Annotated in this window: 10 protein-coding genes and 1 pseudogene; 3 read left to right on the top strand and 8 right to left on the bottom strand. The window is 40.0% G+C overall.

The features are described from left to right. Positions 1–2: 2 nt before the first annotated feature. Together ftsL and rsmH are read right to left on the bottom strand one after the other, a co-directional pair. Positions 3–323, bottom strand: coding sequence for a cell division protein FtsL (ftsL, locus tag FQ204_RS08725; RefSeq protein WP_144210720.1), 321 nt, complete (start codon positions 321–323; stop codon positions 3–5). 8 nt (positions 324–331) lie between these two features. After that, complete coding sequence (gene rsmH / locus FQ204_RS08730; protein WP_144210722.1) at positions 332–1,282, bottom strand: 16S rRNA (cytosine(1402)-N(4))-methyltransferase RsmH; 951 nt, start codon at positions 1,280–1,282, stop codon at positions 332–334. A gap of 149 nt (positions 1,283–1,431) precedes the next feature. Between rsmH and FQ204_RS08735 the strand changes: the two genes are divergently transcribed. The 3 genes from FQ204_RS08735 (at position 1,432) to FQ204_RS08745 (ending at position 3,921) form a co-directional block, all read left to right on the top strand. Next, entirely contained in the window at positions 1,432–1,620 is a 189-nt protein-coding gene (locus tag FQ204_RS08735) for a helix-turn-helix transcriptional regulator (RefSeq protein WP_144210724.1), read from the top strand. Positions 1,621–1,888: 268 nt separating this feature from the next. Further along, the gene (locus tag FQ204_RS08740) at positions 1,889–3,244 is read left to right on the top strand and encodes a TrkH family potassium uptake protein (protein WP_144210726.1); all 1,356 of its coding nucleotides are present in this window, start codon (positions 1,889–1,891) and stop codon (positions 3,242–3,244) included. A gap of 11 nt (positions 3,245–3,255) precedes the next feature. Further along, positions 3,256–3,921 carry a potassium channel family protein gene (locus FQ204_RS08745; RefSeq protein WP_144210728.1) on the top strand — a complete coding sequence of 222 codons (666 nt, stop codon included), beginning with the start codon at positions 3,256–3,258 and terminating at the stop codon, positions 3,919–3,921. A gap of 48 nt (positions 3,922–3,969) precedes the next feature. On the opposite strand, the gene FQ204_RS08750 is transcribed toward FQ204_RS08745, so the two are convergent. From FQ204_RS08750 to FQ204_RS08775, 6 genes and pseudogenes are all read right to left on the bottom strand, one after another. Continuing rightward, positions 3,970–4,227, bottom strand: coding sequence for a DUF896 family protein (locus FQ204_RS08750; protein WP_144210730.1), 258 nt, complete (start codon positions 4,225–4,227; stop codon positions 3,970–3,972). 15 nt (positions 4,228–4,242) lie between these two features. Next, positions 4,243–6,285 (bottom strand): glycine--tRNA ligase subunit beta, encoded by a 2,043-nt coding sequence (glyS, locus tag FQ204_RS08755; protein WP_144210732.1) that lies wholly within the window; start codon positions 6,283–6,285, stop codon positions 4,243–4,245. A 2-nt stretch (positions 6,286–6,287) separates the two neighbouring features. After that, positions 6,288–7,202, bottom strand: coding sequence for a glycine--tRNA ligase subunit alpha (gene glyQ, locus FQ204_RS08760; protein ID WP_144210734.1), 915 nt, complete (start codon positions 7,200–7,202; stop codon positions 6,288–6,290). Positions 7,203–7,915: 713 nt separating this feature from the next. Continuing rightward, positions 7,916–12,435, bottom strand: a pseudogene (locus tag FQ204_RS08765) (S8 family serine peptidase). A 384-nt stretch (positions 12,436–12,819) separates the two neighbouring features. Then, a complete protein-coding gene (nagA, locus tag FQ204_RS08770; protein WP_144210736.1) occupies positions 12,820–13,971 on the bottom strand; it encodes an N-acetylglucosamine-6-phosphate deacetylase in 1,152 nt (383 codons plus the stop codon). Positions 13,972–14,172: 201 nt separating this feature from the next. Continuing rightward, positions 14,173–15,804 carry a Na/Pi cotransporter family protein gene (locus FQ204_RS08775; RefSeq protein WP_144210738.1) on the bottom strand — a complete coding sequence of 544 codons (1,632 nt, stop codon included), beginning with the start codon at positions 15,802–15,804 and terminating at the stop codon, positions 14,173–14,175. Positions 15,805–15,900 lie beyond the last annotated feature (96 nt).

Below are 15,900 nucleotides of genomic sequence, written 5' to 3' on the forward strand. Positions count from 1 at the left end.
CTTTACTCCGCCGTTCTGATATTTTCATTATTCTGGGTCATTTCTTGTGAACTCGCTAATTTTGACAAACGTTCACTACGGATCAATTCATTGACTTCTTGCTTGGCATCATCCAATTCTGTTCTTTTAGCTTCGATTTTTGAATTGACAGTTGTTAAATCACGTTGTACTTGCAATAATTTTGTCTGCATAAAGACAACACTTGCTGCTAAGATAACTGCTGTCAATACAATAGCACCATAAAATGCCTTTTCAACACGAGAAAATCTTTGAATACGCGCCTGAAGTATCTGGCTAGTCGTTCTTGGTCTATTATTTGCCATCTCAATCCTCACTTATGTACTTTTTGCGCCACACGCAGCTTGGCTGAATGCGATCGATTGTTTTTATCTAGTTCTTCTTTACTTGGTAAAATAGGTTTCCGAGTGACCAATTTCATTTTAGGCTGTAATTCCTCTGGAATAAACGGTAAGCCTTTCGGTACATCCACTGTTGATGCCTCTTTAAAAAGTTGCTTGGTTAAGCGGTCTTCTAACGAATGAAAAGTAATCACAGAAATCCGCCCATCAACTGCTAACAAATCCATAGCCTGTTGAATGGATTCATCTGCTGCGCCCAATTCATCATTGACCTCAATACGAATAGCTTGAAAAATCTGTTTAGCTGGATGACCTTTTTTCTTTAATTCCTTGGCAGGCTTAGCAGATTTAATAATCTCTGCCAACTCCGTAGTGGTCTCAATCGGTTTCTTTTCACGCATTTGCTCAATTTTACGAGCAATTTGTTTTGAAAATTTATCTTCTCCATACTTGAAAAAAATCCGCACTAAATCATGATAGCTATATTGATTAACTACTTCATAAGCCGTTAGCTTTGCCTCACGATTCATTCGCATATCAAGCGGAGCATCTTGTTTATAGGAAAAGCCACGCTCACGCTCATCAAGTTGCGGACTCGAAACTCCTAAATCATAACAAATACCATCAATTTCTTCAACACCCAGCTCATTCAAACGAGCCTTTAAATGACGAAAATTGTCATTGATAAAAGTCACCATTCCTCGCGCCACATAGGGTGCTAAGCGTTTTTGAGCATGCTCAATAGCGGTCTGATCTTGATCAAAAGCATATAAATGACCGTTTTTTCCTAATTTACTCAAAAGATATTCGCTATGTCCTGCTCCACCCAGAGTGGCATCAACATAGACTCCATCTGGTTTTACGCTAAGCTGATCAATAGTTTCGTGCAAAAGAACTGTTACATGATGAAATTCATTTGTCATATCTTTACTATTATACCACAAAGATTTAAAAAAAGAATTTTAGAATCATGTAAAGTTTTTTGTCAATTATACTTGACATATTTTCTAAGCATATTTATAATAAAATGACAAAAGTCACTTATAGTTGACACTAGGATAAGGAGCAATGCATGAATCACGTGAAAACTTTTCGGAAAAATCTAGGCCTCTCACAACTAGACCTTGCCAAACAGATTGGCGTTTCGCGGCAGACAATTAACATGATTGAAAACAACAAATATAATCCCACACTAGAACTTTGCATTAACCTAGCACTAGCTTTGGAGACTGACCTAAACACACTTTTTTGGAATAAGTAAAAAATAGAAAGGCTACATTCAAATGAAACTTCAACAATACAAAAAAATTATCTTACCTCTTCTAGCAATTCTCCTTATCATTTCCTTCTACTTTTTCTTCACCTTAACAGATCCGATCTTGTTCTGGATAGATGTGGCAGTAATTGTTTGTTGCATTTTTCTCGGTCGAAAACTTTTAAAGAAGGACTAGACTTCTTGTTCCTTCCTTCTCGTCTTTTATGCTGCTTTGTGGTAAAATAAAGTCATTATTCTATGAAGGAAAATACGAATGTCACATTTTTTATCAAGATTATCTCCTGCGAGGCGTATTTTGTTGAGCTTTGCCTTTGTGATTATGGTAGGCTCTCTTCTTTTAAATCTGCCTTTCGTGCAGGTAGCAACTTCTAAAGCCAACTACTTTGATCACCTATTTACATCGGTTTCAATGGTCTGTGTGACCGGACTTTTTACGCAGTCTGTTGCAGATACTTACAATATTTGGGGGCAAATGATCTGTATGCTCCTCATTCAGATTGGCGGATTGGGGCTGATTAGCTTCATCGGACTGATTTATGTACGTTCTAATCAGAAACTCAGTTTTTCTAATCGTACCACTTTGCAGGAAAGTCTCAGTCGAAATGAAACAAACTCTATTCGTGATTTTCTTCGCTCTATTTTTCTAATCACCTTCGGTATAGAAGCACTCGGAGCCTTGATTCTCAGCTTTCGTTTTATTCCTCTTTTAGGGTGGGGAAAGGGCGTTCTAACTTCCATTTTCCTTGCCATTTCTGCTTTTTGCAATGCTGGATTTGACAATTTAGGCAGCACTAGCTTGCTAGCTTATAAAACAGATGTCTTGGTCAATTTGACCATTGCTGCTTTGATTATCATGGGTGGTTTGGGTTTTTCAGTTTGGTTTGACTTAAAAACAAATATTCAAACAAATGGGCGAAAACGAAAACTACGTTTTCATACAAAATTAGTTCTGGCTTTGACCGCCATTATCTTAATCAGTGGAACCTGTTTGACATTTCTAACAGAATACCAAAATGCAGCGACTATTGGGCAACTTCCTTTTGGAAAAAAACTGTTAGTCAGCTTCTTTCAAACTGTCACTATGAGGACAGCAGGCTTTGCAACGATTGATTATACACAGGCTCGCCCAGTCACATTGCTCCTTTATATCATTCAAATGTTTCTAGGGGGTGCTCCTGGAGGAACAGCGGGCGGGCTGAAAATTACCACTTTTTTAGTTGTATTAGCTTTTGCTCGGACAGAAATCCTTGGCTTGCCTCATACTAACTTTGGATACCATACATTTTCTCCCTCCACCATTCAAAAGGCCTTTAGTGTTTTGATTGTCTTTACCACAACCTTTATCTTGGGACTGACACTCTTAACGCTGACTGCAGATAATGGGCATCGGTTTATTTACTTAATGTTTGAAGCCATGTCTGCCCTTGGAACGGTGGGCGTCACTGCCAATCTAACACCTACTTTAAATCATGCTGCTTTAACGGTAATCATGTTTTTGATGTTTATCGGACGTATCGGACCGCTGACTTTAATCGTCAGTCTCTCCAATCGAAAACCGAAGAAAAAAGACACAATTAAATTTGCCAATGCAAATATTATTGTCGGATAGGAAGGAATTTCATGGATAAACGAACAATTGGCATACTGGGACTAGGAGTTTTCAGTCGCAGTATCATTAACACGCTCCGTAAATATAACTGCGATATTATCGCTGTTGACGATCATGAAGATGTCATCAACCATTTTGAACCAATTTTAGCACGAGGCGTGGTCGGCGATATTACAGACCGCGATTTGCTGCAAGCTGCAGGAATTGATACCTGCGATACGGTAGTGGTCGCTACTGGGGACAATCTAGAATCGAGTGTTCTCGCTGTCATGCACTGCAAATCGTTAGGTGTTGAAAAAGTGATTGCTAAGGTGAAAAGCAAGACAACCAGAGAAGTCTTGCTGAAAGTTGGAGCTGACCGCTGCATCTCTCCTGAACGTGAGACCGGGATTTCACTTGCTAAAAACATTTTGCATCAAGCTACGACTGATGTCATCGAGTTAGATAAAAATGTATCTATTATTGAATTTTATCCACCTCAATCTTGGATTGGTAAAAATTTAGCACAATTAAAACTCCGTCAAAATTACAATCTCAACATCATCGGCTTTCGAAAAACTCCCGACGGCGTTCTCAATATTGATACATCACCTGAATACATGTTCAAAAAAAATGAATTGTTAATGGCGGTTATTGATAGTAAAACATTTGACCACTTTGAAGATATTACAAAATAGATGAAAACATCGCTGAGAAAAATTTTCAGCGATGTTTTGTTGTTTTCATTACGAATTTGGGTCATCCAAACTTCTGCCATGCAGACCTTTTTCTCGTTGGACTTGACGGAGCTTTTCTGGCGTGATGTCATTACCTTCTTCATCCACAATCTTAATCCCTTCAATATGGTGACGAACATTACGACGATATCCTTCAATGTATTCTTCACGTAGTTTCGCTTGTTCTATTTTTTCCTCTGGCGTCAAACCAACTGTTTTTTTCTTTTTGGCAAGTTCATTGATACGTTCAATTTTCTTTGGATCCATAAAATTCACCTCTTATCATTTTGTATTGATTTGGTTAAATTGTGCCACTTTTTTAGCTTTTGTTGTTAAGGCAGCTAAGAGTGCTAAACGATTTGCTCGGATAGCTTCATCTTCTGCCATGACCATAGTATTATCAAAGAAAGCGTCAATCACAGGGCTTAAAGCAAAGAGTTGCTCAATATTGTCTGCTAGGTCATCAGACAACGTTAAGTCTTCGATTGCCGCATGAAGGGCTTTTTCTTCTGCATTTTCAAAGAGGCTCTCGTCCACGACACTAACTGCTTCTGCTTTTTCTGCCAAATTAAAGACACGCGCCAAACTTTCGACTGACGATTTGAAAGAATCTTCTTGGGCTTTTTCTGCTAGGAGTGCAGCTACTTCGACCAAATCGCGTACAACAAACGTTGAACCGTTCAACACAGCTGCTACGATATCTTTCGGAACATCGCTGTCCATCATTTTCTCAATACGTGCACGGAAGAAATCAAGTACTTGTTCTTTGTTGCTGTATGTGAGACTGTCAAATTGCAGCGCATAGAGCTCTTCTACCAATTCATCTAAGGCAATATGCCAGCCAAATTTATCCAAAATGCGCACAACACCTTGCGTTGCCCTACGAAGAGCATAAGGGTCATTTGAACCACTTGGAATGAGTCCGACAGAGAAGAAAGAAAGAATCGTGTCCATCTTGTCTGCAATGGCTAAAATAGCACCAACTTTCGTGTCTGGCAATTCACCGTCACTAGCAATTGGCAAATAATGCTCCCGAATGGCTCTAGCTACTGCTGTGTTTTCTCCTGCAAGCAGGGCGTATTTTTCACCCATGATCCCTTGCAGCTCATCAAATTCATCCACCATGCCGGTCAATAAATCAAATTTGTAAATGGCTGCGGCACGCGCTACATCTTTCACCTCTTGCTTAGATAACTGAGCTTTTTCTGCTAAAAGAGCTGCAATCTTTGCTGTTCGCTCCATGTGCTCTGCTAGAGAACCGATTTTTTCATGGAAGGTCACATTTTTCAGCTTGTCCACCAAGTCAGAAATAACCAATCGTTGGTCTTCGCGCCAGAAAAATTCTGCATCTTCCAAACGAGCTACCAACACTTTCTGATTTCCTTTGACCACATTTTCAAGATGTTCCGCATTTCCATTTCTTACCGATACGAAATATGGAAGCAATTTGCCATTTTCATTGCGAACGACAAAATAGCGTTGGTTGACTTTCATGGAAGTCACGAGGACTTCCTCAGGTACCTCCAGATAACGCTCGTCAAAACGTCCACCAATAAAGGCAGTCGGATATTCAATCAAATTCAGCACTTCGTCCAGTAAATCTTCATCAATTTCCACACGAACATTGTGCATTTTCTCGATTTCTTTGATTTGATCCAAAATCATATTTTCGCGTTCCATGGGGCTGGTAATGACAAAAACTTTGCGCAGGTCCTCTTCATAAGAATCGGCTGACTGAATCTTCACTTCATGACCGAGAAAACGATGTCCCCGACTTGTCCGTCCGCTTTCAATATCGAACAAATTCATCAAAAATGATTCATCGTCCAACAACACGGTTAGGGTGTGAACGGGACGAATATATTCAAATGTATTGGTGCCCCAGTGCATATTGACTGGAAAGCTTAATGAAGTCAGCACATCAGCAACTCCATCAATCAATTCCTCAACAGGTTTTCCGATTTCTTGCTTGGTCACATAGACATATTCTTCGCCTTTGACTTCACGAAATGTGATATCTTCAACGGTCAAGCCTTTCCCACGAACAAAACCTTGCGCGGCTTTGGTGAAATTGCCATCTGCATCCAAAGCAATCTTCTTGCTTGGTCCTTTAAAATCTTCCGTTAAGTCTGTTTGCTTTTCACTTAGATTGGACACGCGCACAGCCAAGCGACGAGGAGTTGAAAACATTTCAATCTTATCAAAAGTCAAACGATTGTCTGTTAAAAAGGCTGCCATTTTATCGCGCAATTGTTTCATACTTGGTGTCACGACATAGGCCGGCATTTCTTCTAACCCTAACTCAACCAATAAATTCTTTGTCATTTTTATTCCTCCTCAGCCAATAATTTCTCACGTGTTGCTTCATCTAATAATGGATAGCCCAACCGTCTGCGCTCTGCCACAAAAGTTTTAGCAACAATACGCGCTAAATTGCGAATTCGAGCAATATAACCTGCCCGCTCCGTCACCGAAACCGCTCCACGAGCATCCAATAAATTAAAAGTATGAGAACATTTCAATACATAATCATAGGCAGGATGAACAAGATTGTACTCTAAACAGCGCTTTGCTTCTGCTTCAAAATGATCAAAATTAGCTAAAAGCAAGGCTTGATCACTCACCTCAAAACTGTATTTTGAATGCTCAAATTCTGGTTGGCGGAAGATTTCCCCGTATTTTACGCCATCAGCCCATTCAATATCATAAGCAGAATCCACTTCTTGAATATAAGATGCCAGACGTTCCAAACCATAGGTTACTTCAGACGTTACTGGGTTGGTAGGCAAACCACCGACTTGTTGGAAATAAGTAAACTGCGTAATTTCCATACCGTCAAGCCATACTTCCCAACCTAGACCTGCAGAACCTGTTGAAGGATTTTCCCAATTATCCTCTACAAAGCGAATATCATGTTCCAGTGGGTTAATCCCCAGCAATTCCAAAGACTGCAAATACAGCTCTTGAATATTGCTTGGGCTTGGTTTCATCACCACTTGAAACTGGTGGTGTTGGTAAAGGCGATTAGGATTTTCACCGTAACGTCCATCTGCTGGACGACGTGAAGGCTCTACATAAGCCGCATTCCACGGCTCAGGACCAATAGCGCGCAAAAAAGTATAAGGACTCATGGTACCAGCGCCTTTTTCATTGTCGTAAGCCTGCATGAGCATACAGCCCTGATCATTCCAGAACTGTTGCAACGTTAAAATAATTTCTTGGAAGGTTAACTTCTTCGACATAATGTACTCCATTCTTTTTATGATAATATTCTTGCGGCCTGAGTTTGTCAGTTTAGCTGATAAACAAAAAGCAGAACTGCACTTGACACATACCTATACAGATTTGCATAGGGGCGTCAAAACGCGGTTCCACCCTAGTTTATTACTTCATTGTTAATATAGTCTTAATGAAACATTTACCGACTAAAATTGACCGAAAGTTCCGTCCTCATCTTTCACTTATCTGGCTTCCACCACCCCAGACTCGCTAGAAAGTATCCTGACAAGACCTCTTTCACAATGACTATTATAGCAGGAAATGAAAAATTTGTAAAATAGAAATACTGATGAAATTTCTCGCAGATAAAAAAGAGAGTGGGGGACAGAAATCAATCATTCGAAGAATGTGATTTTTCAGCAAGTCCTAGTTTCTAGTTGCTGACCTAAAACAGTCCACTGGACTGTTTTACTCCCACCTCCGCACAGTCGGTTAGGATAGCCGCTATCACCGATATAGCAAGGGATAAGGATATCCAACCAAGCACTGCGTCTTGCAAGCCAAACTATAAAAACAAGAGGTTGAGAACTTTTGTCCCAACCTCTCGAACTGCTCTTGTAATAAATAAGTAGCGTATCAAAGCACTCTTGAAAGCGTAGATAGAGTTTGTAAAGTAAGCCTCAAGGCTACTGTTCACTTTGCAATCTCGGAAGAGTACTCCTCGCTCCTTTTTCGATTAAGAAACTAATTCATTAGAAGCAGCTTGCACTTTTGTTTTTTTCAAAACAGTCAATGTTTGAACCTTTTTGGGTCTTTTCCCATTTAGTTTTCGTTTTGCTTCTCTTAAATTTGCAGTAGCTACTTTTACTTCTTCTTGGCTTGCTCCAGGATTTGCCAATACAGCTTGCGCTTCTTCAAAAGCTGTTAAGTAAAGTTCTTTGACATCCTCAGAAGCATAAATGAATCGATAGTTACTTGCTTGGAATTCCACTTCTCTATCCACTAGTTTTTGCAAACTAGTAAAGTTCGTGTCTTTGCCATTCAGTCGTTGCTCTGCTGCTTTTAATTGGGCTAAAACTGTATCGATCTGCTCTTGAGTTACATAATCTTGTGCCAACAACAGCGCAACTGCTTGGAAAGCTTGGTCATAATTGCGACGATATTTTTCTGTGGCATTGGCATAACGTCCTGTTTTTGTCATAGCACCATAGGCAGCAATGGCTTGCTTCACAGAAGCAACATCAGAATCTCTACCGTCCAAGTCATTAGAAGCTGTATTTAAGGCTGCTAGAACTTTATCCACTTCAGCTTGAGTCAATTTGCCAGTCACAGCAGCTTGAGCTACTGCATAAGCCTGATCATAAGCCGTGCGTTTTTCTGCAGCTGCATTATAATACTGAGCAGATGCGACAAGACTAGCTTGTTTATTGACAGCCGCTAGTAGCTGCGTTTTGATAATAACCGCTAACTTAAGGAGATTGTTTTGACCTTCAAAAACTTCAACCGTTGGATTTTCATCCCACAATTCATAGCCTGTCGGAAGTTTTACAAGAATTGTATAACGACCTACTGCAACGGTCTTGCCAAAAGCATTTTGACCATATTTTTGCACTGGTAATACCAATAAATCTCCGTCTGCATTTTTTAAGACAACTGATGTATTTTTAGGAACCGCTTGGTCAAAAGCTACACTTAGTGGAGCATAGACGATTTCTTTTGCTAAAAATTCAATTGTTTTAAAGCTATCCTCAGCTGTCAAATCAAATTCTTGTATTTGAGGACTGTACAGTTTTAGACCGCCTTTATCATAAGTGAACAATTCAGCAACATAATGACCAAATGTCAAGAAATTGATGTCGTTTCCTTTATCAAGATTAACATATTTGCCATTTGCATCTTTAATACGATATACAAAGTTAGTATCTAAATCTGTGTGGCTTTCAGCGTCCACCATAGCCACACGAATCCGACCACTATTTTCATCTCCTACTAATTTTGCTAGAGAGATAACATCTTTATTTCCAGCAAAATCTTCGACTAGATAGAAAATATTCGTCTTCTCTACACCTTTTGGCAAAGTGTAGCTACCGTCTTGATTTGCAGCAATGTAAACACGACGTTCATAAACACGTACATTTCCCAAAGCATCTCTGGCTTGATAGAGAACTCTGCTGTTTTCATCTGGTTGAAAATAGAAAAGACTCTCTTTCAAAACGCCACCGTTTCCTTCATCTTTCACCTTACGCGCAACAAATGTTTCAACTCCTTCTTTGCTTGTAATATAGCCTGATGTGATAACTGGCTTTTGTGTATCAATTTGAAGTTGGAAAGCCACAAGCTGCTCATCTGCTCCAGGAACATCTGGTGTATAGCGAATCACGTAACTATATAGACCATCTGTCACAGCATTTCCGCTACTATCACGCCCATCCCATACGGTATTTTCGACCACATAAGATTTCGGTCCTTTACTATCAAAGTAATTTTTACGACCATCTAAAGCTTTGCTGCTCTTCCAAATTGGTGAACGATAATCTGTATCCGTACTTGCATAAACACTAGCAGTTAGATTCGTGAAATTACGATAAAATACTGAGCGATATTGGATCAAGTCCTTATTTCCGTCATTGTTTGGAGAAAAGGCAAGGCGAACATTTCCATTGGCATCCAACTGCAAGACATTGACACCTTGTTCATTTTCCACCGTACCAAGGACAATCGGACTACGAGCTGTTGTTTGCCCAGTTGAATAAAGCGTTTCATTAGCCGTTGTTAAAATAGTAGTCGCATTGTCACCAGCTGAAATGCTCTTATCTTCAGGAACATCGTAATAAAATCCAGATTTTCCTTCTCTAACTAAATTATAAATCGGTTTTTCAGCTGCTGGTAGATTTTGAAATTCGCCACGGAAGCCCATAAATGGCAGGCTAACCACATCACCATCATCAGCTGGGTCAACAAAACGAACAAAACCTTCTAAGAAGTAGCCATTCGGCATAAGCTTGCTCAACTCTTCGGCAAATTTTGAAGTATTGACTTTGACCGTTACCCGTTCACTACTGTTCGCTTTGACCGTAACTTCTGGCCAGACGGTTTCTGTTAATTTTCTAGGAGTTAGTGTAAAACGTCCATCTTTAACATTGTCCGTATTTGTATTGACAATCATTTTCAATGTCCGATCTTGATCTGAAAGATTGTGAACTGTCACATCAAATGTGAATTCATCCTTAACATTTCCAAGTGATACACTAGGATAGTTATTTTCACCCGTCACATACAAATCTGTAGATACGGCTGCTGCTGTGTCTACAATACCAGCTCCTTGTTGACGTGGAGATGTGTAAGCGCCTGTCTCTTCATTGACATGAGCTTTCGCCGTAGACATGATTAAGGCTTTCACTAATTCTGAAATTTCCGCTGGAGATTTACTTGGATATTTCTGCAGTAAGTACTGTTTGACAAGAGCGGCTACGCCAGCTACGTGAGGTGCTGCCATACTGGTTCCGCTCATATTGCCATAGGTATTATCATTGAGAGATGAAAAGATAGAGCCACCAGGAGCAGTTACATCTGGTTTGAGTTGCCCATCTGTTGTCACACCCCAGCTTGAAAAATCAGACATTTCTTTCGCCTCTGGATTAGGCTGATTAGCCATATCTCCATTAAAAACTATCTTGTACTGACCAGCTTTCAGCGCTTCACCATATTCTTTGGAAATAAAGACTGCTGGATGTTTCTTTCCTTCACCATCTAAGGCCATTGCGACATTTGCACCTGCAACATTATTATAAACCAATATTCCAATTGCGCCGTATTTTATTGCGTTATTTGCTTTTTCTGCAAATGTCATACTGCCACGTTGAATAAGAGCCAGTTTTCCTTTGACATCCACCCCATTAAAGTCTTCTTCACGTCCAAGTCCAGCATCTACATACTCATATTCTTTTCCTTTTTCAAACTGTTCTTCTGTTTCAGCTGCTGCGTATGTGAATTTTCCATGATTTAATTCTGCATTGTTTTCCAATCCAAGAACATTAAAGACCTCTTCTGTAACCACTGTGTTATTGACGGAAGCAACAGAGATTGACTCTTCTACCGTAGAAGTATTCCCAACCAATCCATAATCAGGGTTTTCCGCTAGTGGTTTATCATACCCATATCCAAATGTGTTGCTGTTTCCTGCAGATATGAGGTCTGAAACTCCTTTTGCACGAGCACGTTTAATCGCATCCACAATGCTTGGGTCTGCATTTACAGTGGAACCAGTAGAAGAACCCAAACTCATATTGATAGAATCCGCACCAAGGGCAACTGCATCATCAATAGCCTTTGCATAAATGGCTGAACTAGTAGTTCCGCTGCGGTCAGAAAAGACCCGCATAAACATAACTTGTGCTTCTGGTGCAACTCCATACACATATTCACCATTAGCACTTTTCTTATCTGGATTTCCTGTAGCAATCCCTGTTACATGCATCCCGTGCGATGACGTTTCTTTTTCTTTGATGTTATCATCGCCATCTATATAATCATAAGCAAAGACTACTTTGTCATTGTACCATTTCCCATAGTCAATGCCAGCTGCCTGCTTGACAGCTTCCATCTCTGCTTCGTTCTTATATTTTCCTTTTGAGGGGTCAGTAATCCGCAACACCTCATGGTGGACATCCAAACCAGAGTCAATAACCGCTACAACAGTGCCTTCACCTTTATAACCTTGATGCCATGTTTGAGGAACCTTGATGATTTCATTACTGCTGACACTTGCAGGCGTTGCTACATCTGAAGCAGGTGCCTTAGTTGGCTCAGCTTTTGTAACTGAAGTCGTAGGCTCCGCATTCGTAGTAGAACCAGGTGCTGTTGATGAGGTTTCTGATTGTGCAGTTCCTTCATCTTTTTGTCTTACAGCACTGACGTCTTGTGAAGTGAAGTGGACTGCACTTCAGTATTTGAAAGCGTTTCAGCAGAAGATGAAACCGTGTCAACTTGTGCAGCCTCTGTTTGTTGAGGTGTTTCACCAGGAGTAGCTACCGAAGCATCTGTTTTCTCTACTGCAGATTCTGTATTTGCAACCGAAGTAGTTACTTGACTGTTTGACTCTGCTGTTGTAACAACTCTAGCTTCCTGTGTCCCAACGGGATTGGCTGCTTGTTCATCCGCTTGAGCTTGTGCCGCTCCAATGACTAAAAACGTTCCTAAAACGACCGAAGCCAAACCAAACTTATACTTTCTCAATGAAAAACGTTGTTTTTGCATATAAATCTCCTCATTTTTATTTTTAAAAGATATTATACCGTAAATTTTTCTGAAAATTCATACAAAACAACAATTGTAATGAAAACGTAATATTTCCTTATGAACATATATAAAAAATAGAAAATATTAAGTTTTAAACATGAAGTTATTTAATTTATTGAATTATTGTTCGGAAATAAAGAGTTAATCATAAGAGAACTTAAAAAAGAGGGGAACAAAAGCTAATAACATCAGCGCATTAGAAACCATTCAATTACCGTGTATTGGGTTTTATTTCAGAAAGCAAGCGAGACTGGAACACTTGGTCCCAGTCTCGCTGAAAAAACTAGTTGATATATCTTATGCAACCCAACTGAAAATCATCAACATTTCAATGCCGTGTTTTCACGCTTCGTATCGTTTTTCACCATCTAGATAAGTCGCAATAAGCTCCAAGTCCTTGTCCAAAACGATAAAGTCCGCATCATGACCTTCTTTGATTTGACCACAAACATCATCAATATGAACGGATTTGGCTGGATTAAGCGTTGCCATCATAACTGCTTCGTGTGGGTTTGCAATGCCCCATTTGACAACATTCTTCAATCCGTCTTTCAATTTCAAGATAGAGCCTGCGAGGTTGCCTGTCGATTTGAGACGGGCAGTTCCGTTTGCGACCACTACTGGAAATTCTCCCAGCATATAGTCTCCGTCTTCCAAGCCGCCTGCAGTCATACAATCTGTAATGAGCGCTACGTTTTCATGTCCTTTTTGTTTCATCAAAATATCACAGGCTTTCGGATCTACATGGTGTCCATCGCAAATCAATTCCGCATAAGTATGAGGCAGCTCGTACATAGCACCAACCATTCCAAGTTCTCGGTGGGTCAGTCCACGCATTCCATTATAAGCATGAACCCAGACACTAGCACCCGCGTCCACAGCTGCTTTTGCTTCTTCAAAAGTTGCATTTGAGTGCCCCAGCGCAACCGTTACACCCTCATCGGTAATGGTCCGAACAAAGTCCTCCACACCTTCTCGTTCTGGCGCCAGAGCGATTTTATTGAGCAAACCATTTGAAGCTTTTTGCCAAGCGCAAAATTCATCCATTCGAGGATCTTTCATATAAGCAGGGTTTTGAGCCCCTTTGTATTTTTCTGTGAAATACGGACCTTCAAAATAAAGCCCACGAATCTTAGCACCTGTTGCTTCTTGATAATGAGCACCAATATTTTCTGTAACAGCTAGCAACAATTCAAAAGTTGAGGTCAAGGTTGTCGGTAAAAAACTAGTGACACCTGTTGACAGCAAGCCTTCACTCATGGTGTGAAGCGTGCCTTCGATATTATTGTCCATCACATCCACACCACCAAAGCCATGAATATGTGTATCTACCAAGCCCGGCGCAATAGAATACCCTGTGTAATCTATCACATCCGCATCTGCTGGAATTTCTTTGAACCATTTTCCAAATTTGCCATCTACTAATTCCAGATAGCCACCTTGACGAATGCCATGGGGATAGAAAAATTGATCGGCTTGAATGTATTTAGGCATAATAAAACCTCCTTCATTCGATGAGAGTTTATGTAAGTTACCATTTTGGGCAACTGCAAGTGTTATGTTGAATTACTCTCACACTATTCATTATGTCCCTTTCATTATATCGCTTTCTTCTCTTTTTGTAAATGGTATAGACCTATTTTGTTGAATTTTACTACAAAAAAACAAACTACATCAGCAGTTTGTTTCTCAATCTTAAATTTGTTCCGCTTGAACTTTCTCTGCCAAGTTCATAGCATGGTCTGCTACTCTCGTATAGTGAGAAATAATATCAATGAAGTTCACTCCCGCTTGCGTAGAGCATTCACCTCTATTCAAGCGACGAATATGCGTTTTCCGCAATCTGCGTTCCATTTTGTCAATTGCTTCGTGTTTAGCCACCAAACTATTTGCCAATTCAATATCATTATTTTCTACAGAAATCAGAGATTCTTTAATGAAACTGAGGGTCATATTGTAAATCAATGCCAGCTCTTGCAAGGCTGCTGGAGAAAATTCTACCTTTTTCCGACGGATATAGTCTGTCAAATTGATGAGCGCTTCACCGTGATCTCCGATTCTTTCCAAATCGCGCGAAGAGTCCAGAATATTTGTCAGTATTTCGCTTTCTTTTTGGCTAAGAGGCTCACTAGACAAATCAATCAGATAGCGCGTCAGATCTTCATCAATCTTATTGATAGCCTCTTCCGTTTTATGCCCTCTATCTGCTGACTTTTCAGTATTGTTCGCAATATAATCATAAGCCAACTCAAAGGAGTGCATCGCATAATTTCCCAAATGAAGCAATTCTTTTTTAGCATTTCCTAAAGCTAAAGACGGAGCTTGCTTAATCAAAATCGCATCCAAATAAAGCGGTTCATATTTCACGACTTCATCTTCTCCTGGAATCAGCTTCGTTACTAAAGTCGCCAACAAGCCAATAAATGGAAATTGGATAATGGTATTAGCAATATTAAAAGTTCCGTGGGCAAAGGCAATGGTCATTTCTGGGCTTAAATGGAGAGTTGTTTGGAACCATTGAATCAAACTTGTAAACGGTCCTAAAACAATCAAACATAAGATAGTACCGACCACGTTGAAAGCGACATGGGCGCCTGCCACACGTTTGGCAGCAATATTGGCCCCTAAGGACGCAATGATCGCTGTAATCGTTGTCCCGATATTGTCCCCAAAAAGAACTGGCAAAGCTCCTTTTAGTTCAATCAATCCGCTCGCATACAGATTTTGTAAAATACCAATGGTTGCCGAAGATGCTTGAATCAGTAATGTAATCCCTGTTCCTACAAATACTCCAAGGACTGGATTTCCACTTAACTTTATCATATACTCTCGAAAAGCATCCAAATCTTTCAATGGCTCCATAGCGCCACTCATCAAATTCAAAGCAAAGAAAATCCCACCAACCCCAAACAAGACGCGACCAATGTTATTGATGGAGCGCTTTTTGGTAAAGAAGAGACAAACCGCTCCTAAAAAGAGAATGGGTAAAGCATAATCTCCCAACTTAAAACCAATGATAAAGGAGGTCACGGTTGTTCCGATATTGGCTCCCATGACGATACCAATCGCTTGTCTGAGCGTCAAAAGTCCCGCACTCACTAATCCAACCGTAATAACTGTCACACCTGAACTGGACTGAATCAAGGCTGTTAGACCAATCCCAACTAGAACACCTAAAAATGGATTGCTTGTATATTTGTCAATGAAATAACGAAGCCGATCACCTGCAGCTTGCTGCAAACCATCTCCCATCATCCGAATACTATATAGGAAAAGTCCTAAACCGCCTAAAAAGCTAAATATAATTTGCTGCCAATTGATGGACATCTTTTTCCCTCCGAAAAATATGTAGCGGATTATCTCCTTTTCTATTTTAATGGATAAGTGTAAAAGTAACAAGCCTTTTTTAGTATTTTTATCAAA

Source organism: Streptococcus constellatus (genome assembly GCF_902167705.1).
Taxonomy (GTDB): Bacteria; Bacillota; Bacilli; order Lactobacillales; family Streptococcaceae; genus Streptococcus; species Streptococcus constellatus_A.

Excerpts from the sequence above, each read along its gene's own strand:
- ftsL (WP_144210720.1), bottom strand. The coding sequence starts at position 323 with ATGGCAAATAATAGACCAAGAACGACTAGCCAGATACTTCAGGCGCGT.
- rsmH (WP_144210722.1), bottom strand. The coding sequence starts at position 1,282 with ATGACAAATGAATTTCATCATGTAACAGTTCTTTTGCACGAAACTATT.
- FQ204_RS08735 (WP_144210724.1), top strand. The coding sequence starts at position 1,432 with ATGAATCACGTGAAAACTTTTCGGAAAAATCTAGGCCTCTCACAACTA.
- FQ204_RS08740 (WP_144210726.1), top strand. The coding sequence starts at position 1,889 with ATGTCACATTTTTTATCAAGATTATCTCCTGCGAGGCGTATTTTGTTG.
- FQ204_RS08745 (WP_144210728.1), top strand. The coding sequence starts at position 3,256 with ATGGATAAACGAACAATTGGCATACTGGGACTAGGAGTTTTCAGTCGC.
- FQ204_RS08750 (WP_144210730.1), bottom strand. The coding sequence starts at position 4,227 with ATGGATCCAAAGAAAATTGAACGTATCAATGAACTTGCCAAAAAGAAA.
- glyS (WP_144210732.1), bottom strand. The coding sequence starts at position 6,285 with ATGACAAAGAATTTATTGGTTGAGTTAGGGTTAGAAGAAATGCCGGCC.
- glyQ (WP_144210734.1), bottom strand. The coding sequence starts at position 7,202 with ATGTCGAAGAAGTTAACCTTCCAAGAAATTATTTTAACGTTGCAACAG.
- nagA (WP_144210736.1), bottom strand. The coding sequence starts at position 13,971 with ATGCCTAAATACATTCAAGCCGATCAATTTTTCTATCCCCATGGCATT.
- FQ204_RS08775 (WP_144210738.1), bottom strand. The coding sequence starts at position 15,804 with ATGTCCATCAATTGGCAGCAAATTATATTTAGCTTTTTAGGCGGTTTA.